Here is a 24,431-nt window from a genome sequence, read left to right as displayed (position 1 = left end):
GGGTTGCCGATGGCCCTTGACCGGGTGAACCTTATCACTTGCCATGCGGGTTTTTCATCTCTTTTGGCATCTTATCGGGATCTGTCGGGGCAATCTCTTCGAGTAGGCGAGGCGATCAAGGCGCTGGTCTCATCGCCCATCCCATCGCCCATCCCATCGCCCATCCCATCGCCGCTCTCATCGCCGCGCAAGGATTCGATGTGGATCCGGATGCTGCGGGCAATCATCGCTCCCACCTTTATACTTCGCTTTGCTGCGCACATTGTCTTGACCTTTCGAATCTCGATCTTTCGATGATCAATCCGAAAAGCCACCGAAAAACGATGAACCCCTCTCATTCGACCACGCTCTCACCGGGCAAATCCGCATCGGGCGCATCGCCTCTTGGCACCCCCCCCGATTTCGATCGGAAGGAGCGTCGCCTCGCCTTGCTGCATGCCTTTCGCCGATTCCTGCCGGAATCGTGCCTGATCCACGAGCCCGAGGCCCTCAAGGTCTATGAGTGCGACGGGCTGACCGCCTACCGCCGACTGCCTCTGATGGCGGTGCTCCCCGATACGGTGGAGCAAGTCAAAGAGGTGATGCGCATCTGCTCCAAAGCCTCGGTGCCGGTGGTGGCCCGGGGTGCGGGCACCGGGCTTTCGGGCGGGGCTCTGCCCTTGGAAGACGGGGTGCTGCTGGTCTTGGCGCGCTTCAATCGCATCCTCGAGGTCGATCGAATCAACCGCACGGCATTGGTGCAACCGGGGGTACGAAACTTGGCGATCTCCGAGCATGTCGCACCCTTGGGCCTTTATTACGCGCCGGATCCCTCCTCGCAGATCGCCTGCAGCATCGGCGGCAACGTGGCGGAAAACGCAGGCGGCCTGCATTGCCTGAAATACGGCCTCACCGTCCATAACATCTTGGAATTGAAGGTGATCACGATCGCCGGCGACGAGATCACCGTCGGCGGCGAGGCACTGGACTCCCCCGGCTACGACCTGCTGGCGCTGATGACCGGATCCGAGGGGCTGCTCGGGGTGGTGGTCGAGGTGCGAGTGAGGCTGCTGCCGAAACCCGCCTGCGCCAAGGTGCTGCTGGCGGCCTTCGACGATATTCAAAGCGCAGGCCAAGCGGTGGGGGAGATCATCGCCGCCGGGATCATCCCCGGGGGATTGGAGATGATGGATAACCTCGCCATCCGAGCCACCGACGATTTCTGCAAAGCCGGCTACCCGACCGAAGCCGCCGCCGTCCTCCTTTGCGAGCTCGACGGTATCGAGGAGGAGGTCATGGATCAGATCGTCGATGCCAAAGGGATCTTCGAGGCTTGCGGGGCCAGCGAGCTGCGGATCGCCGAAGACGATGCGGAGCGCGCCCGCTTCTGGGCCGGGCGCAAGGCCGCCTTTCCCGCCGCCGGTCGAATATCGCCGGATTATCTTTGCATGGACGGCACCATCCCCAAGCGCGAACTCCCCAAGGTGCTGAATGCGATGCAGGCGCTTTCGCAAGCATCGGGTCTTCGCATCATGAATGTCTTTCATGCGGGGGACGGCAATCTTCATCCGCTGATCCTCTACGATGCGAACAAAGAGGGGGAACTCGAAAAAGCCGAGGCGGTCGGGGCTCGCATCCTCGAAATCTGCGTCGAGGCCGGGGGAACGATCACCGGCGAACACGGGGTCGGGGTCGAGAAAATCAACCAGATGTGCGTACAGTTCGAAACCCTCGAACTCGCCCAATTCCACGCCCTCAAGGCGGCCTTCGACCCCGAAGGGCTGCTCAACCCCGGCAAGGCCATCCCCACCTTGCAACGCTGCGCCGAATACGGGGCGATGCATGTGAAAGGCGGAGTGCTTCCCTTCGCCGATATCGAGCGTTTTTGAAGGCAAGCAGCGGACGATCTTCGAAAATGGACGGCGATTCGAGCGAGTACCTGAAAGAGCGAGTGCTAGCCGCCGTTTCCCAAGGGGCGCCGCTGTCGATCATCGGCGGCGGCACCAAACATTGGTTGGGAAGCACACCTTCGGGCGAGGCCTTGCCGGTCGGGGATCATCGCGGAATCGTCTCTTATGAGCCCACCGAGCTCGTGCTCACCGCTCGGGGAGGCACCCCTTTGGCCGAGGTGCGAAGCGCTCTGGCCGAGCGCTCTCAGATGCTGGCCTTCGAGCCCCCGGCCTTCGGAGCCGATGCCACCTTGGGCGGAACCGTCGCCGCCGGGCTCTCCGGTCCCGCCCGTCCCTATACGGGGGCGGTACGCGATTTCGTGCTCGGCACCAAGGTGATGAACGGTCGGGGCGAGATCCTTCGCTTCGGGGGTGAGGTGATGAAAAATGTCGCGGGCTACGATGTCTCGCGCCTGATGACCGGGGCTTGGGGCACCTTGGGGATCCTGCTCGAAATTTCCTTGAAGGTCTTGCCGAGACCGAAGGCGATCCGCACCCTTTCTTTCGAGATGGAGGCCGTCAAAGCCATCGAACGCTGCAATGCGTGGGCGGCGAAGCCTTTTCCGATCTCCGGGGCCTGCCATAGCCGAGGGCGTCTTCGGGTGCGCCTTTGGGGAAGCGTGCGCGGGGTCGAGAGCGCGGCCAAGATCCTCGGCGGGGACGATATCGGCGATGTCATCGACCATGAAGGATTCGAGATCGATCTCGATCCCGCTTCCGATCCCGCATGCGAATCCGCCGTCGAGCCCGAAGGGGAGCATTTTTGGGCCGCCCTGCGCGAGCAAAAACTCCCTTTTTTCGCAGCGAGCGATCCCTTGTGGCGGGTATCGCTGCCGCCGGGCACCTCGCTTTTCGATATCGGCAACGGTGATCGATCGCAAGGCGAATGTCTCATCGACTGGGGCGGGGGCTTGCGCTGGATCCGTGGCGGCGCCGACGATGGAAAGGATATCCGCCTCGCCGCAAAGCGGTGCAAAGGGCATGCAACGCTCTTTCGGGGCGGCGATCGCAGCGGTGATATCTTCGATCCCTTACCTTCCGATCTTCGCCTTCTCCACGAGCGGATCAAGGCCGCCTTCGACCCCGGCGCCATCTTCAACCGCGGTCGGATGTATCCGGGGATCTAAGGCCTTTATCATCGATTGAGGAGCCCGTTGTCGATGCGCACTCGTCTTGCCGCTTTCATCCGTGACACCCCCGAAGGGCAAGAGGCCGATGCCATCTTGCGCAAATGCGTCCACTGCGGATTTTGCACCGCGACCTGCCCCACCTACCAGTTGCTCTTCGACGAACTCGACGGACCCCGAGGACGCATCTATCTCGTCAAAGAACTCTTGGAGGGAGCGCCCGCCGGCGAGCGCACCCGCACCCACTTGGATCGCTGCCTAGGCTGTCGCGCCTGCGAGACCACCTGCCCCTCGGGGGTGCGCTACGCCCGCTTGGCGGAGATCGGCAAGGATGTGGTGGAAAAAAGGCTCGATCGCCCGGCGATGGATCGACTCCGACGACGCCTCCTTCTTTGGCTGATCCCCTACCGCCGCCGCTTCGCATTTTTCCTTGGCATCGGGCGGCTCCTGCGCCCTTTCTTACCGCGCGTTTTTGCGCGCCGCATTCCCGCCGCCCGAACCGCCGGACACTGGCCGCCGCCGGTCCACCCCCGGCGAGTGCCGGCTTTGGCGGGATGCGTGCAGGGCCCGGCGGCCCCGGAGATCGATGCCGCGGCGGCGCGGGTGCTGAATGCGCTGGGGATCAGCTATCTTCGGATGCCGACAACGGGCTGCTGCGGGGCGGCGAGCCGCCATTTGGGGGCGCACGAAGAGGCATTGGAGATGATGCGGCGCAATATCGATGCGTGGTGGCCCGAGATCGAGGCCGGGGCCGAGGCCATCGGGATCAGCTCCAGCGCTTGCGCCGCCGAGGTCAAGGAATACGGGCACAGTCTGGCCCACGATCCCCGCTACGCCTCCAAGGCCGAGAGGGTCTCTTCGCTGGCCAAGGATTTGAGCGAGATCTTGGCCGCCGAGGATCTCCTCGGATCGGGGATCTCTCCGAAGGCGATAACGAAAACGAACACCGAGGAAAAGCCGAATCCGGCCGAGACGGCAACGCCGTCCCCTTCGAAATCCGGCCCCCGACGCATCGCCTTCCACTGCCCGTGCACCTTGCAACACGCCCAGCGATTGAACGGCGTGGTCGAGGATATCCTCGTTCGCGCCGGTTTCGATCTCGTCCCCGTCGTCGACGGGCATCTTTGCTGCGGCTCCGCCGGCACCTACTCGATCCTGCAAGCGAAGATCAGCGGCGAATTGCTCGGGCGTAAAATCGCAAGACTCGAGGCCGACGAGCCGGAGGCGATCGCCACCGCCAATATCGGCTGCCTGCTGCACCTTCGAAACGCGGCCAAGGCCCCGGTACGGCATTGGATCGAACTGCTGGACCCCGGCGCGTGATCGAAAAACCCTATCTGTAGATTTTCCGATTTTGCGCGATCAACCCAATAGCGAAGGAGAACGGCGCGATGAGCGCACCCAAACCCATCCGCTTCGATACCTTGAGCCTGCATGCCGGTCAGCAGCCCGATGCCGCCACCGGAGCCCGCGCGACCCCGATCTACCAGACCGCCTCCTATGTCTTTCGCGATTCGGATCATGCCAAGGCGCTGTTCAATGCCGAGCGCCCGGGGCATGTCTATTCGCGCATCACCAATCCCACCACATCGGTGCTCGAAGAGCGCATCTGTGCCCTCGAGGGCGGGGTCGGGGCCATCGCCACCGCCAGCGGACAGGCGGCGCTGCATCTCGCCATCGCCACCATCGTCGGCGCCGGTGAGCATATCGTGGCCTCCTCGGCGCTTTACGGAGGCTCGCATAATCTGCTCACCTATACGATGCCGCGCTTCGGCATCGAGACCACCTTCGTCAGCCCCCGCGATCCGGATGCCTTTCGAGCCGCGATCCGGCCCGAGACCCGCTTGATCTTCGGCGAGAGTCTGGGCAACCCCGGGCTCGATGTGCTCGATATCCCTGCGGTCTCCGCCATCGCGCACGCTGCTGGCCTGCCCTTGCTGATCGATTCGACCTTCACCACTCCGTGGCTCCTGCGCCCCTTCGACCACGGAGCGGATCTCGTCTTTCATTCCGCGACCAAATTCTTGGGCGGGCACGGAGTGGCCATCGGCGGGCTCTTGGTGGACGGCGGCACCTTCGATTGGGAGGCATCGGGCCTTTTCCCCACCTTGAGCGAGCCCTACGCCGGATTCCACGACATGGTCTTCACCGAGGAGTACGGACCGGCGGCGTTCATTTCCCGCGCCCGCAAGGAGGGAGCCCGCGATTTCGGGGCCTGCATGAGCCCGACCACCGCCTTCCACATCCTGCAAGGGGTGGAGACTCTGGGAATGCGGATGGATCGTCATGTCGCCAACACCCGGCGAACGGTCGAATTCCTCGATGGCCACGAGATGGTGAAGAGGGTCGGATATCCGGAGCTGCCGCATCATCCGGATCATGCGCTGGCGAAAAGACTCCTGCCCAAAGGCGTCGGGGCGGTCTTCTCCTTCGAGCTCGAGGGCGGGCGCGATGCCGGGCGCATCTTCATCGAATCCCTGCGAGTGTTTTCGCATCTGGCGAATGTCGGGGATGCGAAATCGTTGGTCATCCATCCGGCAAGCACCACCCACCACCGAATGGATCGCAAGGCTCTGGCTTCGGCGGGCTTGTCGGAAGGCACGGTGCGCCTGTCGATCGGACTCGAAGATATCGACGATCTGCTCGAGGATTTGGAACAGGCCCTCAAACGAGCGCAACGCGCGATCGCGCGCAAGAACAAGGTTTCGTCCACGCCCGCCGGACAAAAGGGATAAAGCATCGTGAATATCGAGATCGACGGGGCATCGACCTTTCTCTATACCGGATCGAGGGCTCACGAGACCCGCCTGCCGACGGTGTTTTTCGTGCACGGCGCCGGGCTCGACCATAGCGTTTGGATCCACCAAAGCCGGTATTTCGCGCATCATGACTTCAACGTCGCGGCCATCGACCTGCCGGGGCACGGTCGCTCTCGAGGCAAGGCGCTGCCCGATATCGTCGACATGGCGAAATGGATACTTCGCGCTGCGGATGCCTTGGGCTGCGAACGATTTTTCATCGCCGGGCACAGCATGGGCTCCCTGGTCGCCTTGGAGGTCGCAGGCACGGCGCCGGATCGAATCGAAGCCGCCGCCTTGGTCGGCTGCGCGGTGCCGATGGCGGTCAGCGATAGCCTGCTCGAAGCGGCGAAGAACAATCATCATGACGCCATCGACATGATCAGCCGCTGGGGGCATCGCAAGGCGGCGCGGATCGGCGGCAACCCCTCACCGGGCATGTGGATGACCGGCACCGCCGAGCGTCTGCTCGAGCGCGCCGAACCCGGCGTTCTCCATAACGACCTCGATGCCTGCAACGAATACCGGCACGGGCTGCAAAGCGCGGCGAAGACCACCTGCCCGGTTCATCTGATCTTGGGCGAAGAGGATGTGATGGCCCCCGCCAAAGGAGCCCGAGCGCTGATCGATTCCCTGCCCGCAGCGCATGTCACCGAACTTGCCGATTGCGGTCACATGCTGATGGCGGAGCGTCCCGATGCCGTGCGCGACGCCCTGCTAAGCGCGTTTCGCAAGTGCTTGTAAATCCTCGGGCACCCAAGTTTTTCGAAAGGCGAAAAAAAGCGCGTTTTTTTTGGATCACTACCGAGATAAAAGGCAATCGATCGAACGATGGCGAGCGAAAAGATTGGATTCCAAGGCGAACTCGGGGCGTATAGCCATCTGGCGTGCAGGCAGGCTCGGCCGCAGATGCAGCCGGTACCCTATGCGAGTTTCGAGGAGACATTCGCCGCCTTGCGCGAGGGGGCGGTCGAGCGGACGATGATCCCCATCGAGAACCCATCGGGCGGACGGGTGGCGGATATTCACAATCTGCTCCCCGACTCCGGGCTATTTATCGTCGACGAACATTTCCAGCCGATACACCACCATCTCCTCGCCGTACCCGGGGCGTCCTTGGCCGATATCAAGAGCGTGAGAAGCCATGTACAGGCCTTGAGTCAGTGTCGGCAACAGATACGCAGCCTCGGATTGAGACCGGTCGCCACCGCCGATACCGCGGGGGCGGCGAAACAGATCGCCGAGAACGGAGATCCGCAAACCGCGGCCATCGCTTCCGACCTCGCCGGCGAGATCTACGGCCTTTCGATCCTGCGTTCGCATATCGAGGATCAGCGCGAGAACACCACGCGCTTCGTCTTGATGTCTCGCACGCCGGAGCATCCGACACCGGATCGGCCGTGCATGACTTCCATCTTCTTCCAAGTCCGCAGCGTGCCCGCCGCCCTCTACAAGGCCTTGGGAGGATTCGCCACCAACGGAGTCAATATCACCAAGCTCGAGAGCTATATCGTCGATGCCCGATTCACCGTGGCCCGTTTCTATGCCGAATTCGAAGGGCATGTCGATTCCCCGCAGGTGAAGCAGGCGCTCGAGGAATTACGCTTTTATTCGAGCGTGGTGACGATCTTGGGGGTTTATCCCATCCACTCTTTTCGAGCCGGCGGGGGAGCGATGGCATGATGGACAGGTCAAAGGATACGAAGCGAAAAAGCGGGCATGGATCCGCCTGCGGACCGCGCTACGGTCGCAATGTTCTGATGACGCCGGGCCCGACGAATCTCCCGGATCGGGTGCTGGCGGCGATGAATCGTCCCGCCGTCGATCTCCTCGATCCGGAATTCGTCGCCCTGGCGGAATCGACCATCGAGGATATGAAAAGGATCTTCAAGACCGAGAGCCACATCTTCATGTATGCGGCGAACGGCCACGGGGCCTGGGAAGCGGCGCTTTCCAATTTGATCGGGATCGGAGATCGTCTGCTCGTCCCCCATACCGGGGTCTTCTCGAAAGCGTGGGCGGAGATGGCCCGCCGGCTCGGGGCCGAGATCGAGGAGATCGCCGGCGACGGGCGAAGCGCCATCGACCTTGATGCGGTGGAAAAACGGCTTCGAGCGGATCGGGAGCGTCATGATCCCATCCGGGCGGTGCTGGCGGTGCAGACCGATACCGCAACCTCGGTGACCAGCGATATCGCCGCGCTGCGACAGACGATCGATGCTGCCGGCCATCCCGCCTTGTTATTGGTGGATGTGGTCGCCTCCCTTTGCACGGTCGATTTTCGGATGGATGAATGGGGCGTGGATGTCGCCATCGCCGGTTCGCAAAAAGGGCTGATGGCGCCCCCCGGCCTTGCATTCACCGCGGTCGGCGAGCGCGCCATCGAGGTCGGCGGACGCTCCGACGCCCCCCGAAGGGCTTATTGGGATTGGCAGGTGCGCACCGGGGACGAGTTCTATATGAAGTTTTGCGGCACGCCGCCGGAGCACTTGATCTGGGGGCTGCGCGAGGGATTGAATATCCTTTTCGAGGAGGGTCTGGATGGGGTGTTCGCCCGCCACCTTCGAATGGCGCGGGCGGTGCATGGGGCGGTCGAGCGCTGGGCATCGAGCGGATCGATCGAGCTCAATGTGCCTTTGCCGCATCAACGCTCGAATGCGGTCACCACCATCCGCATCGATCCCGATTTCGATATCGATCGAATCCGGCAATGGGTCCGCGACGGACCGGGGGTGTCGCTGGGTTCGGGCTTGGGTCCTTTGGAGGGGCGCGCCTTTCGCATCGGACACATGGGCTGGGTCAACGAAGCCATGCTGCTCGGGGCTTTGGGGTCGATCGAACTGGCATTTCAGCATTTCGATGTACCCTACGGCAAGGGCGGGGTCGAAGCCGCCATCGACAGCTTAGGCTTTGATCTTCGATAGTCGATCGATGGCCGATAACGAGCGGGTCGATAAGGATCCGATCGAGGGTCAGGCTCGAACGTCCCGCTTATTTCGGATAAGGAATATCGAGCAAGGAACACCGAGGGAGTGTCGATTGAGATGAATATCAATGGAAAAAAGGACGATCCCCGATTGGCGAGCCGCCTGCTGGATGTCATCGAAAAGGATATCCTGCCCCTGACTGAGCGCGGGGTGGCCGCCGGGGACAAGGTTTTCGGAGCGGCGGTCTTGCTGCGATCGGACCTTTCTTTGGTCAACGCCGGGACCAACGAGGAAAATACCGACTGCCCCTTGTGGCACGGGGAAATGGTTGCCCTTCGAGAATACCACCGACTACCCGAAAGACCATCCCCCGATCGCTGCTTGTTGCTCTCGACCCACGAACCCTGTCCGATGTGCGCGGCCGCGATCAGCTGGTGCGGCATCCCCGAGGTGTATTTCCTCTTCGATTATCGCGATACGGAAGCCCAGTTCGCGATCCCGCACGATATTCGCATGCTAAGAGAGCTCTTCTCGCCGGCAACGGGGCTCAATCGGCGCAATGCCTTTTTCACCGCCACTCCGATCCGTGAACTCGCCGATGACAACAGTGCGCGCATCGACGCCATCAGCCGGCGCTACGATGCGCTCTCCTTGGACTACCAAAGCGGAAAGGGGGATAACGATATCCCGCTTCGCTAAAGCCCGATCCCCATATCGATCAAGCAAGAGCGTCTTTGCGCCAAAGACCCTCTTGCTTGATCGGCAAGAAACGCCCTCAATACATGTGCTGGCCGCCGTTGATCGACAAGGTGGAGCCGGTCATGAATCCCATCTCCTCGTCGGTCAAGAAAAGGACGGCTTTGGCGATTTCCTCGGCCCGGCCCAAGCGACCGACGGGGATGGTGGCGATGATCTTCTCCAAGACCTTCTCCGGAACCGCTCTTACCATATCGGTATCGATATAACCGGGGGCGATGGCATTGACGGTGATGCCTTTATTTGCGCTTTCTTGCGCCAAGGCCTTGGTAAAACCGTGGATCCCCGATTTGGCGGCGGCGTAGTTGACCTGCCCGTATTGACCCGCCTGCCCGTTGACCGAACCGATATTGACGATCCGCCCGAAACCGCGTTCACGCATCCCCTCGATGACGCAGCGGCACATGTTGAAGCAAGAGGAGAGGTTCGTTTGCAGCACCGCATTCCATTGATCGAATGACATGCGGTGCATCGTGCCGTCTCGGGTGATCCCGGCGTTGTTGACCAAGATATCGACGGGGCCGACCTCGGCGCCGATCCTTTGCACTGCGCTTTCGCAGGCGGAGAAATCCGATACATCGAATTTGAAGGTATGGATCCCGGTGCTCTCGGCAAAACGCTTGGCGGCATCGTCATTGCCGGCGTAGGTGGCGGCAACCCGATTTCCCGCATCGAGAAGGGCCATCGATATCGCAGCGCCGATCCCCCGGGTTCCACCGGTAACTATCGCCGTTCGTGTCATCTTTCTTCCTCCGATAAGAAGCGTTCTTCGTTGTTTTTATGAAGCGAGGACAAGCGATCCGCTCTCCCCTCGAGGCGAGGCGGATCATCGCTTTTCTTGGCCTAAGCGAAAAGCGGAGCCGTTCATTCGCGCTCCACGCACATCGCAATGCCCATCCCCCCGCCGATGCACAGCGTGGCGAGTCCTTTTTTCGCATCCCGCCGACGCATCTCATAAAGGAGGGTTGTCAGAACCCGAGCGCCGGATGCACCCACCGGATGCCCCAAAGCGATCGCCCCGCCGTTGACATTGACCTTCTCGACATCCCATCCGAGATCCTTGTTGACCGCGCACGCTTGGGCGGCAAAGGCCTCGTTGGCCTCGATCAGATCGAGATCGTCCGGGGTCCACCCGGCTTTTTCGAGGGCGCGACGACTGGCGGGGATCGGCCCCGTTCCCATCACGGAGGGGTCGACCCCGGCGGTGGCCCATGAAACGATCCGCGCCAAGGGTACGATTCCCCTTTCGGTCGCATTCTTGCGACTCATCAAGACCAAAACCGCAGCGCCGTCGTTGATGCCGGAGGCGTTGCCTGCGGTCACCGTGCCTTCCTTTTCGAAGGCCGGGCGCAGCCGGGCAAGATCCTCGATCGTGGTGCCGTGCTTGGGATGCTCGTCGTCCTTGACGATGCTCTCGCCCCGGCGACTCTTGACGGTGACCTGCACGATCTCCTCTTCGAAGCGACCCGCCTTTTGCGCATCCTCGGTTTTCTTTTGCGAATCCGCGGCGAAGCGATCTTGTTGATCGCGGGTAATTTGCCACCTCTTCGCGACGTTTTCCGCGGTATTGCCCATGTGATAGCCGTTGAAGGCATCGAGCAGACCATCGCTCAACATGGTATCCACCAGCTCCGCCGAGCCCATTTTCTTGCCGTTGCGAAGGTGGAGGCAGTGAGGCGATTGACTCATGCTCTCCTGCCCCCCGGCAACGACCACTTCGCTATCGCCGACTCGAATGGCCTGATATCCGAGGGCGACGGTGCGCAACCCGGATCCGCAAAGCTGGTTGACTCCGTAGGCGGTGCGTTCGACCGGGATCCCGGCGTTGACCGCCGCTTGGCGAGCGGGATTTTGTCCGGCACCTGCGCTCAATATCTGTCCCATGATCACTTCATCGACATCCGCCGGTTCGACGGTGGCGCGGCGCAAGGCCTCTTCGACGGCGATCCGGCCGAGCTCATGGGCGGGCAGGGTGGAAAGCCCCCCGCCGAAGGCGCCGATCGGGGTGCGAACCGCAGCGGCAATCACGACATCGTTCATTGGAATCCTCCTGTGATAAGGGGTTCTCGATCTTCGAATCGAGAACGAACCGAATAAGGGATCGTCTTGGCTTTTGGCCGAACCGCAGCGGCGAGCGCTTCGACCTCGACCGATCTTCGAAGATTCGATCGCATGCCGTGATCGTTGCCCCGCGATCTTTGGCCGGGTTCTTTGGATGGCATCGCTTGGCAATCCACTATCGAAAAGCGATATGGCAAAGACCGTGCCAAGACCTGACAATAACGATCAAGCGGCGAAGATGCCCGCCTTGACCCTCTCGGTGCAAGGCGACTAAAGACACTCGGCCGGAAAGAAAAGCGGGATCGGCGAAGATCGCTCGAAGGCGAGGGGCGAGTGCGTAAAAGCGGGTGCGCTTTGCACCGAGAACTGCGGATTTCGGTACCGAGCCTTTCGACGAAGGAGAGAAACGATCCCTCGTTTATTTTGCGATTGGAAGAACATTCGCCCAAAAAAAGAAAAAGCCGGTCACTTCTCTATGGTAAGTGACCGGCTTTTCAAAGCCCGCTAATCGATAGGGGACTCGATATCAGCTCTCGTTTCCGGTTGCGCTGTTATTGACCAGAGCGCCACCGCCGCCGGTACGAGTCAGCACCTGAACTGTGAAGGGCTGGGTCGAGATGATGCGGCAGGAAAAGCCCATCCCGCTCCAAGTATGGTCGATGATTTCGGACAAGGTGGATGTCTGGAAAAACATCACCGCGCCCCGGGCGATGGTATCGAGGGTTCCGGTATACCTCATTCCCTCGTCATCGGTGCACTCGAGCCTCGTATTCGTGCAATCCGCCGAACCACCCTCGGGGGTGCAACGAATACGGATATTCGAGATATCGGCCATACCCGGTGCCGGAATCGATTCGATATCGGCCTGGTTGTTGACGCTGCGGATCGCGGCGCTGTTGTTGACCAGCACTCCATCGCCGGAGCGGGTCCAGATCTGCGCGCTCACCATCTGCTCGCTTCGCACGGCGCAGGCCAAACGGCCTTTGCCCGCCCAGTTGCCTCCGGCTGAGATATCGACGATATCCTGAGCGTAGAGGGTTTGGGTACCTTTGGCCGGGATCGTGCCGTTGAGCAAGCCGCCATAGGTCGAGCCATCATTTTGAGCGGTGCAGTCAAGCCAGACCGAGCAGGCGGTATCCGCTTCCTTGCAGCGAATACGCATGGTGGCATCGTCCTGAGCCGTCGTCGGTGGAATGGCGAAGATATGCGCTCTGACGGGCGAGTTGCTATTGCTTTGCGCCGAAGCCCCGCCTGCCAACAGCAACAAGGCCAAACCGGCGCCGGAGAAAGCCATCTTGATGTGAGTCATTTTTCGTTCTCCTCTCCCTGCGGATTCAGGGGGATTGGATTTAGGGATTCCGCCTCCGGCTTTCCGGGGAAGAACTACCGCAATTGTTCCGTGGGATTCTACGCTCGTCCCGAGGAAAGTGCAAGCAAGAACGTCATCTTGGACGATGTCACTTCGACCAAGGCGACCGGTCTAAGTGCGATCATGCCCGTAAAAGCACCGGCGGTCAACCCCTGCGCATTGCATCGTCGTCTCATGCTTCGATGTCACGCACTTTGACGCTTGCCCGTCGCAAGTGCCGGTATCAGCCAAAACCAAGCCATCCCGAGCAAGGCGGATGTCATGGAGAATGCGAATATTGCCGCATAACCACCGGTCAAGTCAAATAGCAATCCCGATACGATGGAGCCGGCGCTCGCCCCGAAGCCCATCCCGAGAACCAGCATGCCGTAGATCCCCCCGCCCCGACCGCCCGGATAGAGTCTGGCCGAAAGCTCGGAAACGATCGGACCGCGCGATCCCATCGATACCCCGAAGAAGGCGACCGCGAAGACGAGGATGCCAAGAGCGGGCCACAGCGCCATCGACCAAAACAGGGCGACGCCCGCAAGCGTGAGGATGTAGGCGGCGGTGGCGGTCGAGCGCCTTCCGATCCGATCCACGGAGCTCCCGGAAAGCACCATCCCGGCGGTCGAGAGCAAGCCCAGCGCGCCGAAGGCGATCGCGGCGGCGACCGCGGAATATCCGAGCGAAACGAGATAGGCGGGGAGCTGGATGGTCAGCGAAAAGATCGAACAGGAGGTGAAAAACAAAATACCGAACAGACCCCAGAAGATCCGCTCCCGCATGGCCGTGCGCAAGGTCCTGACCTGCGCCCCGGCGACCTGCGATCCGGGTTTGCGATCCACGCTCATCGCCGGCGATGCCGAAATCGGCGCTTGCCTTCGCTTTCGCCACCATCTATCCCACGGCGCGATCACGATCGGCAGCACCAAGCCGAGCAGCGTCGCTCCCAGCAGGGCATACGCGCCCCGCCAGCCGAGACCGTCGATGGCGATCTGGGTCAAAGGCACGATCAGGATGATCCCGCTACCGAGCCCGGCGTAGGCAACGCCGATCGCGGTTGCCAGCCGCGTGCGAAACCAACGGCTGATCAGAACCTGAGTCGGGATCATCCCCAAACTTGCGGCCCCGATCCCGCCGAGAACCCCGACACAAAGATAGAACTGCCACAGGGAATCGAGTCGGCTGGCCATCAAATAGCCGCCGCCGAGACAGACGAGACCGAAGAGGTAGGCGCCTTTGGGGCCGAAGCGATCCGCGATCGATCCCGCCAAAGGGGCCCCGAATCCTTGCGCGATCATGAGCACCGAGTAGACGCTGGTGAGCTCCGAGCGCGACCAGTTGAATTCATCGCCCAGCGGTAGCAGGAAGATGGCGTAGGTCTCGCCCACCCCGCGCGCCAGGAGATTCATACCGAATGCCACCCCGAGGACGGTGATCGCGGTCGATGGGGCGAAGGTGGTGAACACGGACAGGAAGTCGAGGTCGAAGAAGGAGGGAGTGAAGCAAGAAGTTAAGGGAGTGATCCGTCGCCGCTGCAAACCGAGCGCGGATCTTTCGGCGGCTCCAAGGATTCGGATCCGCGAAAAGTGTATATCGCTTTCCCCTGTCGCCCTTTGAAAGAACGCCCGGAATCGTAAGCCCCGGGAGGCGAATTCGCCGATTTCGATATCGATCCCAAGCGATGCCGGTTCGAACGATCTTGGATGCGAAAGAGCGATCTCGGGCGCCCTTCGCCGCAACCCTCAAAGACTTTCGATCCCTTCTTCGGTGGCCATCAAGATCACATCCGCCCCCCGGCGGGCGAAGATCCCGTTGGCCACCACCCCGGGGATCTGGTTCAGATCGGCCTCGAGGGCCGGGGGATCGAGGATGTCGAGATCGTGGATATCGATGATCTCGTTCCCGTTGTCGCTCAGAAAACCCACTCGACGCTCGGGACGCCCTCCCAATCGCACCATCTTGCGCGCGACCAAAGCGCGGGCCATCGGGATCACCTCGATCGGCAAGGGGAAGCGGCCGAGCCGTTCGACTCGCTTGGAATCGTCGACGATGCAGATGAATTTCCCGGCAGCCTCGGCCACGATCTTCTCGCGCACCAGCGCCCCGCCCCCGCCCTTGATCAAATGGCGATGACGGGTGCACTCGTCGGCGCCGTCGATATAGACCGGCAAATCGGAAACGGCATTCAGATCGACCACCCGGATCCCGGCGGCGGCAAGCCGACTCGCCGTTTCTTTGGAACTTGCGACCGCAGCGTCGATGCGCCCGCGAATCCCGCCTAGCGCCTCGATGAAGGCGTTGGCGGTAGAACCGGTGCCCACTCCCACCGGCTCCCCGGGGATCACGAACTCCAATGCCGCGCAAGCCGCCGCGCGTTTTTTCTCTTCTCGATTCATTTCGATCCTCGCTCGTACTCGTAGATGCCCGCCCGAAAACCCTTCGGATCGCATCCCGAAGGGTTACCATTACCGATACACTTCCTGAAAAACAGTCCGACATAACGGACTGATATAACCTGCGATGGATAAAAGGGAGCCATCCGATGAATCCTTCCGTTTTCGATGTCGCTCGATACATCCTCGAAAAGCGATCCGATATGACCGCGATGAAGCTGCAAAAACTGGTGTATTACGCACAATGCTGGTCGTTGGTCTGGGATGAAAGGCCGCTCTTCGACGAAAGGATCGAGGCTTGGATGAATGGCCCGGTCTGCCCCGCCCTCTACCGTATCCATCGCGGGAAATTCAAGGTCGGCATCGACGATATCGAGGGCGATTCCGATCGATTGGATGACGAGGCGAAGGCGACCATCGATGCCGTCCTTGATTTTTACGCAGACCGCAGCGCCCAATGGCTCAGCGATCTCTCGCATCTGGAAGATCCGTGGAAAAAAGCGCGAGAGCGGGCGAAGGTGGCACCCGCCGAGAACAGCGACGAGATCATCACCTGCGCCGACATGCACGAATATTATTGCGGGATCCGGCCGGCGGATGATCATCGAGCGAACGCATGAGCCGAAAACGAGCCCGGATCGAGTGTCGATTTCGCGGCTCGATACGATGACCGAGGATCGATTGCCCAAAACCCCAAGGATTCATGGCCGACGCTCATCTTCCATTATGATCCGGTGAAATCTCAGGAGTCGTCGAGCGACGACTCAGAACGTCTTTGATTCTTGATCGGATAAATTCGTAGACTCTTCGCATGAATATCGACTACATCGCGGAAATTCTGCGGGCCCGCGTCTACGATGTCGCCCGCGAAACGCCCTTGGATCCCGCCCCCAAGCTCTCCGAACGCTTGGGCTGCGACATATCGCTCAAGCGCGAGGATCTGCAATCGGTCTTCTCTTTCAAGATCCGGGGGGCGTATAACAAACTGATGTCGCTCGAAGAGTCGGAGCGCGCCCGGGGAGTGGTGGCTTCCTCCGCAGGCAATCACGCGCAAGGGGTGGCATTGGCGGCGCGCCGCTTGGGAGTGCGGGCCATGATCGTGATGCCGAAAAACGCATCGCTGATCAAGGTGGAAGCGGTCGAGCGCTTGGGGGCGCAAACCATCCTGCACGGCGAATCCTACGACGATGCCAAAGAGCGGGCGCTGGAGATCGCCGCCGAGCGCGGACTGACCTTCATCCCTCCTTTCGACGATCCGAAGATCATCGCCGGCCAAGGAACGGTGGCGATGGAGATCGCTCGGCAACACGCCGACCCCTTGGATGCAATCTTCGTCGACGTCGGCGGCGGCGGATTGATCGCCGGGGTGGCGGTCTATATCAAATCCCTATGGCCCCAAACCCGGGTCATCGGGGTCGAACCCTCAGACGCCCCCACCCTCCATGCCGCGCTGGCCGCAGGAGAGCCGGTGGTTTTGGATCATGTCGGCAGCTTCGCCGACGGCGCCGCGGTCAAACGGATCGGAGCCGAGACCTTCCGCCTCGCCCGCGAATATGTGGACGAAGTACTGCTGGTATCGACCGACGAGATCTGCGCTGCGATCAAGGATATTTTCGAAGATACACGCTCCATCGCCGAACCTGCGGGGGCCCTTGCGGTTGCGGGGATGAAGCGCTACGCCGCCAGACACGCCAATGCGACCGGCTCCCGCCGCCCGTGCTATGCGGCGATCATCAGCGGGGCGAACGTGAACTTCGATCGCCTGCGTCATATCGCCGAGCGGGCGGTGCTCGGCGAACAACGAGAATGCCTGTTTGCGGTGACCATCCCCGAACGGGCCGGTAGCCTGCTCAAATTCTGCGAGTTGGTCGCAACCCGCACCATCACCGAGTTCAACTATCGCTATGCCGACGATCACGATGCCCATATCTTCGTCGGGATCGAGGTGCAAAATTCGAACGAGGATAAAAAAGCCTTGGTCTCCTCCTTGCGCGATAACGGCTATCCGGTCCTCGATCTCACCGATAACGAAATCGCCAAATTGCATGTCCGCTATATGGTGGGGGGGCACGCCCCCCAAGTGGACGACGAGATCGTCTACCGCGTCGATTTCCCGGAGCGCACCGGGGCGTTGATGAACTTTCTCACCCGCATGGGGCGAAAGCCGTGGAATATCAGCATGTTTCACTATCGAAACCACGGCTCCGATTACGGCCGGGTGTTGATGGGCCTGCAAGTGCCGCCCGATGAACGGGGCGATTTCCAATCGTTCTTGGATGAAGTGGGTTATATCGTGGCCGAGGAAACCGACAACCCCGCCTATAAGATTTTCCTGCGCTAGCCAAGCGGACTCGATATCCCCCTGAGATCATCTTGAGATCACCGATTTGAGATCATCGACTCGAAGTCATCGACGAATCGACCCTTCGACTCTTTCGATGATATCGTCCGCTATCGTCGATCCTCTATTTTTAGCCTCATTCCAGCGATAGGATATATTCCCAGTGCCGCTCGTCGACCGGCATCACCGATAGGCGATTGCCCCGCCGCACCAACGCCAAACCCTCCAAATACGCCGCCTTGTCCTTGAGATCGGACAAGGTGATGGTGCGCTTGAGCTTGCGCTCGTATTTCACATCCACCAGATACCAGCGGGGGTTTTCGGGATCGCTCTTCGGATCGTAATGCTTATCCTTGGGATCGAATGCGGTCGGATCCGGATAGCCCTCCTTGACCACTCGAACGATCCCGACGATCCCCGGCGTCTCGCAGTTGGAGTGATAGAAAAAGACGCGATCTCCCTTTTTCATCTCATCGCGCATCATATTGCGCGCTTGGTAGTTGCGCACCCCATCCCAAGGCTCGGTCTTGTTCGAAAGGGCGATCAGATCGTCGATACCGAATTCACTCGGTTCGGTCTTCATCAGCCAATAACGGCGGGGTTCGCGTTTCGAAGGCATCTCGCACTCGATCCTCGATCACAGGTGATGGCTTATCCGCAGGCCTTCGATCGGGGTGAAAAAGGCATCGCTTGCGATCGCATCCAAAGGAATATCCCAAGGCGCGCGGTTAAGCCTTGACACCCGTTGGAAAGCATAGCCGGTACCGACCAACTTCGGCCCTCTCAAGAAACGATGACGCTGCCGGGCGGCGAAGCAGCGATCATAATAACCGCCGCCCCGCCCGAGGCGATTGCCCTGCGCATCGAAGGCCACCACCGGCAGCAGCGCCAGATCCAAATAAAAAGGGTGGATTGCACGGGCGATCGAAAGCGAGGGCTCCAGGATCGCAAAGCGATTTCGAATCAATCGGGTATTCGAATCGAAGGGCAAAAAGCGAAGACCGCGCCCGTGCATGATCGGAAGATAGACGCGCTTGCCTCGCTTGCGGGCGATATCGATCAGCGGCGAGAGATCGATCTCCCCCTCGCTTGGAAGATAGGCGGCGATACGACGACTGCGGCGAAACCAAGGGCTTTTGGCAATCTGCCGGGCCAAGGCTCTGGACGCCCGAAGGCGAAATGCCGCCGGGAGCGCCCGCCGACGCCGACGCAGCGCCCGCCGAAGATTCGCCCGCTCGATCCGCTCCTTTCGGGCAATCGTCCCCGGCGAGGCATCGAGGCCGTTCGAAGGGGCGCTGCGATTCACCGAACGCTCGGATATCCCTTGGAGAGCCATCCGAGGATCGACGGTTCGCCATTCGATCCGACGACGAGGCCCGAGATCGGGGAATCTGCGAAAAGAAAGGCTCGCATCGATGCCCAAGGAGAAGAAGAAAAAAATGACGCACCCTGCAAACATCCTCGTGCGCAATGACCTCTGAACCTCTTCGGTTCAGGTGGGCGCCAAGTGATACGCATCAGGCCTTGCGCGAAAAGCGCGTTGCACAACAGCGCATCAGTCCCGGCTCCCGTTGTCATTGGAATCAGGCTCGAGAGGTGGTTAGCGCAGTCGAATGCCCGCAGGGGCGTCATGTCGGGCGCACCGGGGGATCATCGTCTCCCGGCGCGGGAAAAAGGGGATCCGGTGATCGGCTCGGATCGAGACCGAAATCATCCGGATCGAGAATATCAGGGCTCGAGAGCGAAGCGTCGGCGGGCTCGTCTTGGGCTTTGTTCGCCTGCGAAGCGTCGGCCGCGGACGGCTCGGATCCCATCGAAGGGGCCTCGGGCTCGGCAAGCGTATCCGATATCAGCGGATCGGGCGATGCCAGACCGAACCATTCCGGATCGGTCGAGCGATCCCGGTAGGAACGATCCGGATCCGCATCGACCTCCGTCCCCTCGTCCTTGTTCGAGGCCTTGAACCGAGCGATGGCCTCGCTCAACCGAGCCTCCATGCGCTCGACCTCGCTTTGGGCCTTGGTGACGATCTCGGCCTGCTCGGACTTGATCTTCTCGACCTGATGCATCGCATTGAGGGCCGCCATCACCGCCATCCGCTCGGTGCCGATGATTTTTCCGCTTTTTCGCATCTCGCGAAAACGCTCGTCCAACAACGATGCACTGGACAACAGCCCTTCGCGCTCCCCGGGCGGACAGATCACCGAATACTCCTTACCGAGCACCCGGATAGTAACCACTTCGGATTCATCACCGCTCATGGCTTATCCCCTTCGCCTCTTTTTGACGGGGCGAGAACGAATCATCGCATCATCCGATCGTTATCCTTCGCTACGATTCCCCGCAACGCAGCGTATCACTTCGAGAACCGCACCGAAGGCAAGTGATAGCATAGCGGTTTCGAATTCTGCACGATCTTTCAAAGCCCCATCGGCTACCTATCCACTCCAACCGGCGACGATCAATCCCATGCATCGGAACGAATACCGACAACGCCGAAAGCGGCTGCTGGGCATGATGCCCGAAAACAGCATCGCTATCTTGCCGACTTCCCCCGCCCACCCGCGCAATCGCGATGTGGAATTTCCCTTCCGCCCCGAAAGCACCTTCCACTACCTCACCGGATTCGACGAACCCGAAGCGGTGGCGGTGATGATCCCGGATCGCGAAGAGGGGGAGTTCTTGATGTTCTGTCGCGACCGCGACGCCCACGCCGAGCGTTGGGACGGACAGCGTTTGGGGCTCAAAGGCGTGCGCCGTCGCCACGGCGTCGAGCAGTCGTTCGATATCGAATCGATCGATCGCCACCTTCCGGATCTCATCGACGGACGATCGTGCATCTTCTACACCATCGGCAATCATCCGGCGCTCGATCGGCGGATGATCGAATGGATCTCCGCGCTTCGTATTCGATCTCGCATGCAGCCCCCGGCGGATATCGTGCCCGTCGATCGATTGGTCGACGAAATGCGCCTTCGCAAGAGCGAGACGGAGATGGACGCGATGCGCGAAGCGGCCCGGATCAGCGCCCGGGCTCATGAGCGCGCCATGCGTATTTGCCGCCCGGGGATGAACGAGTGCGAGATCGAGGCGGAGTTGATGCACGAGTTCATGCGCTCGGGTTGCCGCTCCCCCGCCTATCCCTCGATCGTGGCCGGCGGGGCCAATGCCTGCGTCTTGCACTATGTCAGCAACGACTGCGTGCTCGAAGACGGCGGACTACTGCTGATCGACGCCGGGGCGGAGTATCGATATTACGCCGCGGATATCACCCGAACCTTCCCCGTCAACGGCAAGTTCTCGCCGACCCAACGCGATCTCTATGCTCTGGTGCTGGCGGCGCAAGAAGCGGCGATCGCCGCGGTCGCCCCGAAAAATACCTTGGAGGATGTCCACCAAGCGGCGGTGGAGACCTTGGTGGACGGATTGACCGGCATGGGGCTCATAAAGGGTCGTCGCAACGATATCTTGAAAAACCATCGCTACGCCCGTTTCTATATGCACCGCACCGGTCATTGGCTGGGGATGGACGTGCACGATGTCGGCGACTATCGGGTGAAGGGCGAGTGGCGAGGGTTGGCCCCGGGGATGGTGACCACGGTCGAGCCCGGGCTTTATTTCGCGCCGGACGAGCGCAATATCCCGGATGAATTGCGCGGCATCGGCATCCGCATCGAGGACGATGTGCTGGTCAACGAAGACGGGGGCGAGGTATTGACGGCCGCGGCCGCGAAATCCATCGAGGAGATCGAGGCCATCACCGGTACCGGGAGCGCCTCTTAGAATCGCATCCGCGCATCGGATCGCCCGGGGCTTGGCCCCGGCACCGGCCTTGGAATCGAGCCGGATTTCGCCGAGCCCACCCGACCACGAACGATGAATCGGAACGATCCCGTCGAACATTACGATGTCGCCATCGCCGGCGGCGGCGCCATCGGAGCGGTGCTGGCATGCGCATTGGCCGATGGCGGGGCCAAAGCCTTGCTGGTCGATCCATCCTTCTCCTTGGCGGCGAAGACCTGCAACGAATCCGATCCCGAAACCGGGTCGGCGGGGGCATCGACAAGGGATCGGCGAGCACCGGATCGATCCGGATCCTTCGCTCCCGGGGCCTTCACCCCCCGCCCCCTGGCGCTTTCCTTGGCTTCGTGGCGGATGCTCGAAGCCCTCGATATCGAAAAATCGCTGACCGAGCGAGCGACCCCGATCCGCTCGATCCATATCTCCGAGGCCGGTCGCTTCGGCGCGGCGAGGTTGGAAGCGGGGCGTTTCGATCTCGAATGCTTCGGCAAGGTGATCGATGCCGCATCGTTGGGACAAGCGCTGGACAAGGCCTTGGGGCGGCGGGATCTCTCACCAGGAGTTCAAAGGCGCTCCGTCGATTCGAAGTCATCGGGCGGGGTGCATCGCATCGGCGGGCGCATCGAAGGCGCTTGCCCGCTCGCCCACGGGATCGCCCCGCATGTGGTCTTTCCAAATGCGATCGGGCAAGACCCGCCGTCGATCCCGAGATCCCTTTCGCATCCACCCCCGGGCACCCGCCCGACTCCCCCGTCCGAGCGCGCCGATACCCCCTTCGTCGCTTCGCTTTTGGCAATCGCCGACGGCGGTCGTTCGGGCTTACGGCAATCCTTGGGGGTCGCTACCTGCGAGCGAACCTACCCCCAGCGAGCCCTGGCCACGGTCGTCAGCGTTCGCACCCCGCATCCCTTCACCGCCTTCGAGCGCTTCACCCCCGAGGGGCCCGTCGCCTTGCTACCGATGGGAGGACCTCGCTACGGATTGGTTCTTTGCGCTTCGCCGGATCGCATTCACCGGCTCGGCACCGCCTGCGAAACCGACTTTCTCGCCGCCTTGGATAGCGTTTTCGGCGGGCGAATGGGCGGATTTCGCGCCGCGGATCGACGCCGCATCTTCGATCTGAAACTCGAATACGCCCGCGATATCATCGGTCGGCGCAGCGTGTCGATCGGGAATGCCGCCCACCGTCTGCATCCGGTGGCGGGGCAGGGATTCAACCTCGGACTGCGCGACGCCGCCTGTCTTTCGCAAATGGTGATGGCGGCGCGATCGCAAGGCCGAGACGGCGGCGATCGACAAACGCTTTTCGATTACCGGCGTTGGCGCGCCCCGGATCACGCCCGCACCCGGCGCTTCACCGATGGCTTGGTGCGCCTCTTCGGCCACCGCTTTTCTCCCATCGCCCTCATGCGCGCCCCCGGCTTGGTCGCCTTCGACCTCCTGCCGGGGTTCAAAAGGGCCTTGACGCGCCAAGCGACGGGGCTCGCAGGCAAGGTGCCGGATCTCGCGCTGGGGATCCGGCCGACGCCCGCGCCATCGCTCGAAGGCGAAGACGATCAAGACCTTGAGGGATCTCGATGAAATACGACGTCATCATCGTCGGCGGCGGCATCGTGGGGGCGACCTTGGGCCTCGCCCTCGGAAGCGATGGCATGCACGTTGCGATGATCGAACGCCGCCGGGAAAGGACCCCGCCCCCGTCGGAGCGTCTCGGGCTGCGGGTGAGCGCACTGACCCAAGCCTCGATGCGCATCCTGACCTCCTTGGGAGTCCGCTTGCCCCCCGATAGAGCGGGACCCATCCGCGGGATGCGGGTTTGGGAAAATCGACACCCGGTTCGCTTCGACAGCGCATCGATCGGCGAGGCCGCCTTGGGCTACGTCATCGACAACGAGAGCGTGCAATGGGCTTTGGAGGATCGTCTCGAGGGCATCGAAGGGGTGGAGACCATCCGGGGAGAGGCTCCTCAATCCCTCGTCCTCGACAAGGGTCAAGCGATTCTTCGCTTGACGGGAGGGGAACGCTTGCGAGCGCGATTGGTGGTGGGAGCGGACGGTGCGGATTCGGCCGTGCGCCAGATCGCGGGGATCGAGCATCGCTCGGGCGACTACCACCAACGAGCGCTGGTGACCGAGGTGCGAAGCGAACTGCCCCATCGCCGGATCGCATGGCAACGCTTTTTACCGAACGGTCCGCTGGCCTTCTTGCCGCTGGCCGACGAAAGCGCCTCTTCCATCGTCTGGTCGACCTCGCTTGATCATGCCGAAACCCTTTGCGCCCTCGATGACGAGGCCTTGGGCGAGCACCTCGCCCAAGCCTTCGATCATATTTTGGGAAAGGTGGAAGTCACGGGGAAAAGGGCGTCCTTCCCCTTGCGCCATCTGCATGCGCGATCCTTGATCGGCGAGCGCATCGCCTTGGTCGGGGACGCCGCCAAAGTCGTGCATCCCTTGGCCGGTCAGGGGGTGAATCTGGGGCTTTTGGATGCCGCGACCTTGGCGCAAACGCTCATCCGCGCCCGCAAAAAAACCCAAGACCCGGGCAGCACCGCCGTACTAAGGCGCTACGAACGCCGCCGCCGCGGCCATAATCTGGCCATGCAGCTGACCCTCGATGGCTTCCACCACCTCTTCACCCATCCGGCGGCCCCGATACGCGCTTTGCGCGAAGCCGGGCTCTTTTTGGCCGAACGACTCCCGCCCTTCAAAGCCTGCACCATGCGCTTGGCCTCCGGCATCGTCGGCGACCTACCCCCATCGGCACGAAAACCGGCAAGCGGCTCGGACGAGAAAGAGCGACCGCCACAGAGCGAAAGCGATATCGGCAACGAAACAAGCCCCGACGGAATATGATCCCCCGATGGCGAATCGGCGCTTTGTCGACGATCGTTTTTCGATCCGAAAAGGCATCGGAAAACGCAAAGATAGCGTTCGAGATTCAGCCAC

Annotated in this window: 22 protein-coding genes and 1 other RNA gene; 14 read left to right on the top strand and 9 right to left on the bottom strand. The window is 61.5% G+C overall.

The window, feature by feature from the left end; all coding sequences use genetic code 11:
• Window positions 1-323 precede the first annotated feature (323 nt).
• The 8 genes from BF99_RS0105635 (at window position 324) to BF99_RS0105595 (ending at window position 9,479) form a co-directional block, all read left to right on the top strand.
• Entirely contained in the window at window positions 324-1,868 is a 1,545-nt protein-coding gene (locus BF99_RS0105635; RefSeq protein ID WP_081759123.1) for an FAD-linked oxidase C-terminal domain-containing protein, read from the top strand.
• A 26-nt stretch (window positions 1,869-1,894) separates the two neighbouring features.
• Window positions 1,895-3,055 (top strand): glycolate oxidase subunit GlcE, encoded by a 1,161-nt coding sequence (glcE, locus tag BF99_RS0105630; RefSeq protein WP_025770103.1) that lies wholly within the window; start codon window positions 1,895-1,897, stop codon window positions 3,053-3,055.
• A gap of 33 nt (window positions 3,056-3,088) precedes the next feature.
• Entirely contained in the window at window positions 3,089-4,378 is a 1,290-nt protein-coding gene (gene glcF, locus BF99_RS0105625) for a glycolate oxidase subunit GlcF (RefSeq protein WP_025770102.1), read from the top strand.
• Between the two features lie 68 nt (window positions 4,379-4,446).
• Window positions 4,447-5,790, top strand: a complete 1,344-nt coding sequence (locus BF99_RS0105620) for an O-acetylhomoserine aminocarboxypropyltransferase (protein WP_025770101.1) — start codon at window positions 4,447-4,449, stop codon at window positions 5,788-5,790.
• A gap of 6 nt (window positions 5,791-5,796) precedes the next feature.
• A complete protein-coding gene (locus BF99_RS0105615) occupies window positions 5,797-6,597 on the top strand; it encodes an alpha/beta fold hydrolase (RefSeq protein ID WP_025770100.1) in 801 nt (266 codons plus the stop codon).
• Between the two features lie 87 nt (window positions 6,598-6,684).
• Window positions 6,685-7,536 carry a prephenate dehydratase gene (locus BF99_RS0105610; RefSeq protein WP_025770099.1) on the top strand — a complete coding sequence of 284 codons (852 nt, stop codon included), beginning with the start codon at window positions 6,685-6,687 and terminating at the stop codon, window positions 7,534-7,536.
• Window positions 7,536-8,777 carry a pyridoxal-phosphate-dependent aminotransferase family protein gene (locus BF99_RS0105605; protein ID WP_051482797.1) on the top strand — a complete coding sequence of 414 codons (1,242 nt, stop codon included), beginning with the start codon at window positions 7,536-7,538 and terminating at the stop codon, window positions 8,775-8,777. Before BF99_RS0105610 ends, BF99_RS0105605 begins: the two co-directional genes overlap by 1 nt.
• A gap of 120 nt (window positions 8,778-8,897) precedes the next feature.
• Window positions 8,898-9,479 carry a nucleoside deaminase gene (locus BF99_RS0105595; protein ID WP_025770097.1) on the top strand — a complete coding sequence of 194 codons (582 nt, stop codon included), beginning with the start codon at window positions 8,898-8,900 and terminating at the stop codon, window positions 9,477-9,479.
• 76 nt (window positions 9,480-9,555) lie between these two features.
• Here the strand turns inward: BF99_RS0105595 and phbB are convergent, their stop codons facing one another.
• The 3 genes from phbB to BF99_RS0105560 all read right to left on the bottom strand — a co-directional run bounded on the left by phbB (window position 9,556) and on the right by BF99_RS0105560 (window position 12,906).
• The gene (phbB, locus tag BF99_RS0105585; RefSeq protein WP_025770096.1) at window positions 9,556-10,278 is read right to left on the bottom strand and encodes an acetoacetyl-CoA reductase; all 723 of its coding nucleotides are present in this window, start codon (window positions 10,276-10,278) and stop codon (window positions 9,556-9,558) included.
• Between the two features lie 122 nt (window positions 10,279-10,400).
• Window positions 10,401-11,576 carry an acetyl-CoA C-acetyltransferase gene (locus BF99_RS0105580; RefSeq protein ID WP_025770095.1) on the bottom strand — a complete coding sequence of 392 codons (1,176 nt, stop codon included), beginning with the start codon at window positions 11,574-11,576 and terminating at the stop codon, window positions 10,401-10,403.
• Window positions 11,577-12,123: 547 nt separating this feature from the next.
• Window positions 12,124-12,906 carry a hypothetical protein gene (locus tag BF99_RS0105560; RefSeq protein ID WP_025770093.1) on the bottom strand — a complete coding sequence of 261 codons (783 nt, stop codon included), beginning with the start codon at window positions 12,904-12,906 and terminating at the stop codon, window positions 12,124-12,126.
• Here BF99_RS0105560 and BF99_RS23705 point away from each other — a divergent pair.
• Window positions 12,898-13,164: a hypothetical protein gene (locus BF99_RS23705; protein WP_231471314.1), complete on the top strand. Its 267-nt coding sequence runs from the start codon at window positions 12,898-12,900 to the stop codon at window positions 13,162-13,164. The two genes, BF99_RS0105560 and BF99_RS23705, sit on opposite strands and share 9 nt — an antisense overlap.
• Here BF99_RS23705 and BF99_RS0105555 read toward each other — a convergent pair.
• Together BF99_RS0105555 and rpiA are read right to left on the bottom strand one after the other, a co-directional pair.
• Window positions 13,152-14,417 (bottom strand): MFS transporter, encoded by a 1,266-nt coding sequence (locus BF99_RS0105555; RefSeq protein ID WP_156013178.1) that lies wholly within the window; start codon window positions 14,415-14,417, stop codon window positions 13,152-13,154. The two genes, BF99_RS23705 and BF99_RS0105555, sit on opposite strands and share 13 nt — an antisense overlap.
• A 276-nt stretch (window positions 14,418-14,693) precedes the next feature.
• Window positions 14,694-15,347 (bottom strand): ribose-5-phosphate isomerase RpiA, encoded by a 654-nt coding sequence (gene rpiA / locus BF99_RS0105550; protein WP_025770091.1) that lies wholly within the window; start codon window positions 15,345-15,347, stop codon window positions 14,694-14,696.
• A 146-nt stretch (window positions 15,348-15,493) separates the two neighbouring features.
• Here rpiA and BF99_RS0105545 point away from each other — a divergent pair, with 146 nt between their 5' ends.
• Window positions 15,494-15,964: a Panacea domain-containing protein gene (locus BF99_RS0105545; RefSeq protein WP_025770090.1), complete on the top strand. Its 471-nt coding sequence runs from the start codon at window positions 15,494-15,496 to the stop codon at window positions 15,962-15,964.
• Between the two features lie 191 nt (window positions 15,965-16,155).
• Window positions 16,156-17,685, top strand: a complete 1,530-nt coding sequence (ilvA, locus tag BF99_RS0105540; RefSeq protein WP_025770089.1) for a threonine ammonia-lyase, biosynthetic — start codon at window positions 16,156-16,158, stop codon at window positions 17,683-17,685.
• A gap of 136 nt (window positions 17,686-17,821) precedes the next feature.
• Here the strand turns inward: ilvA and BF99_RS0105535 are convergent, their stop codons facing one another.
• The 4 genes from BF99_RS0105535 to BF99_RS21860 all read right to left on the bottom strand — a co-directional run bounded on the left by BF99_RS0105535 (window position 17,822) and on the right by BF99_RS21860 (window position 19,946).
• Window positions 17,822-18,304 (bottom strand): EVE domain-containing protein, encoded by a 483-nt coding sequence (locus BF99_RS0105535; RefSeq protein ID WP_025770088.1) that lies wholly within the window; start codon window positions 18,302-18,304, stop codon window positions 17,822-17,824.
• Window positions 18,305-18,322: 18 nt separating this feature from the next.
• Complete coding sequence (locus BF99_RS0105530) at window positions 18,323-19,021, bottom strand: 5-formyltetrahydrofolate cyclo-ligase (RefSeq protein WP_081759121.1); 699 nt, start codon at window positions 19,019-19,021, stop codon at window positions 18,323-18,325.
• Window positions 19,022-19,130: 109 nt separating this feature from the next.
• Window positions 19,131-19,311, bottom strand: a non-coding RNA gene (gene ssrS / locus BF99_RS24045) — 6S RNA.
• A gap of 2 nt (window positions 19,312-19,313) precedes the next feature.
• Window positions 19,314-19,946, bottom strand: coding sequence for a cell division protein ZapA (locus BF99_RS21860; protein ID WP_025770086.1), 633 nt, complete (start codon window positions 19,944-19,946; stop codon window positions 19,314-19,316).
• 208 nt (window positions 19,947-20,154) lie between these two features.
• Here BF99_RS21860 and BF99_RS0105520 point away from each other — a divergent pair, with 208 nt between their 5' ends.
• From BF99_RS0105520 to BF99_RS0105510, 3 genes are all read left to right on the top strand, one after another.
• On the top strand, window positions 20,155-21,468 hold the full coding sequence (locus BF99_RS0105520) for an aminopeptidase P N-terminal domain-containing protein (protein WP_025770085.1): 1,314 nt from the start codon (window positions 20,155-20,157) through the stop codon (window positions 21,466-21,468).
• Between the two features lie 93 nt (window positions 21,469-21,561).
• Complete coding sequence (locus tag BF99_RS0105515; protein ID WP_025770084.1) at window positions 21,562-23,067, top strand: FAD-dependent monooxygenase; 1,506 nt, start codon at window positions 21,562-21,564, stop codon at window positions 23,065-23,067.
• A complete protein-coding gene (locus tag BF99_RS0105510; RefSeq protein ID WP_051482794.1) occupies window positions 23,064-24,338 on the top strand; it encodes an FAD-dependent monooxygenase in 1,275 nt (424 codons plus the stop codon). Before BF99_RS0105515 ends, BF99_RS0105510 begins: the two co-directional genes overlap by 4 nt.
• The last annotated feature ends 93 nt before the right edge of the window (window positions 24,339-24,431 follow it).

The organism is Thioalkalivibrio sp. HK1 (assembly GCA_000583135.1).
GTDB lineage: Bacteria > Pseudomonadota > Gammaproteobacteria > HK1 > HK1 > HK1.
The sequence above is the reverse complement of the archived record's forward strand: the minus strand, read 5'-3'. Positions and strand labels throughout refer to the sequence as shown.

Coding starts and splice junctions, on each gene's coding strand:
- BF99_RS0105635 (WP_081759123.1), top strand. CDS start 324: ATGAACCCCTCTCATTCGACCACGCTCTCACCGGGCAAATCCGCATCG.
- glcE (WP_025770103.1), top strand. CDS start 1,895: ATGGACGGCGATTCGAGCGAGTACCTGAAAGAGCGAGTGCTAGCCGCC.
- glcF (WP_025770102.1), top strand. CDS start 3,089: ATGCGCACTCGTCTTGCCGCTTTCATCCGTGACACCCCCGAAGGGCAA.
- BF99_RS0105620 (WP_025770101.1), top strand. CDS start 4,447: ATGAGCGCACCCAAACCCATCCGCTTCGATACCTTGAGCCTGCATGCC.
- BF99_RS0105610 (WP_025770099.1), top strand. CDS start 6,685: ATGGCGAGCGAAAAGATTGGATTCCAAGGCGAACTCGGGGCGTATAGC.
- BF99_RS0105605 (WP_051482797.1), top strand. CDS start 7,536: ATGGACAGGTCAAAGGATACGAAGCGAAAAAGCGGGCATGGATCCGCC.
- BF99_RS0105595 (WP_025770097.1), top strand. CDS start 8,898: ATGAATATCAATGGAAAAAAGGACGATCCCCGATTGGCGAGCCGCCTG.
- phbB (WP_025770096.1), bottom strand. CDS start 10,278: ATGACACGAACGGCGATAGTTACCGGTGGAACCCGGGGGATCGGCGCT.
- BF99_RS0105580 (WP_025770095.1), bottom strand. CDS start 11,576: ATGAACGATGTCGTGATTGCCGCTGCGGTTCGCACCCCGATCGGCGCC.
- BF99_RS0105560 (WP_025770093.1), bottom strand. CDS start 12,906: ATGACTCACATCAAGATGGCTTTCTCCGGCGCCGGTTTGGCCTTGTTG.
- rpiA (WP_025770091.1), bottom strand. CDS start 15,347: ATGAATCGAGAAGAGAAAAAACGCGCGGCGGCTTGCGCGGCATTGGAG.
- BF99_RS0105545 (WP_025770090.1), top strand. CDS start 15,494: ATGAATCCTTCCGTTTTCGATGTCGCTCGATACATCCTCGAAAAGCGA.
- ilvA (WP_025770089.1), top strand. CDS start 16,156: ATGAATATCGACTACATCGCGGAAATTCTGCGGGCCCGCGTCTACGAT.
- BF99_RS0105535 (WP_025770088.1), bottom strand. CDS start 18,304: ATGCCTTCGAAACGCGAACCCCGCCGTTATTGGCTGATGAAGACCGAA.
- BF99_RS0105530 (WP_081759121.1), bottom strand. CDS start 19,021: ATGGCTCTCCAAGGGATATCCGAGCGTTCGGTGAATCGCAGCGCCCCT.
- BF99_RS21860 (WP_025770086.1), bottom strand. CDS start 19,946: ATGAGCGGTGATGAATCCGAAGTGGTTACTATCCGGGTGCTCGGTAAG.
- BF99_RS0105520 (WP_025770085.1), top strand. CDS start 20,155: ATGCATCGGAACGAATACCGACAACGCCGAAAGCGGCTGCTGGGCATG.
- BF99_RS0105515 (WP_025770084.1), top strand. CDS start 21,562: ATGAATCGGAACGATCCCGTCGAACATTACGATGTCGCCATCGCCGGC.
- BF99_RS0105510 (WP_051482794.1), top strand. CDS start 23,064: ATGAAATACGACGTCATCATCGTCGGCGGCGGCATCGTGGGGGCGACC.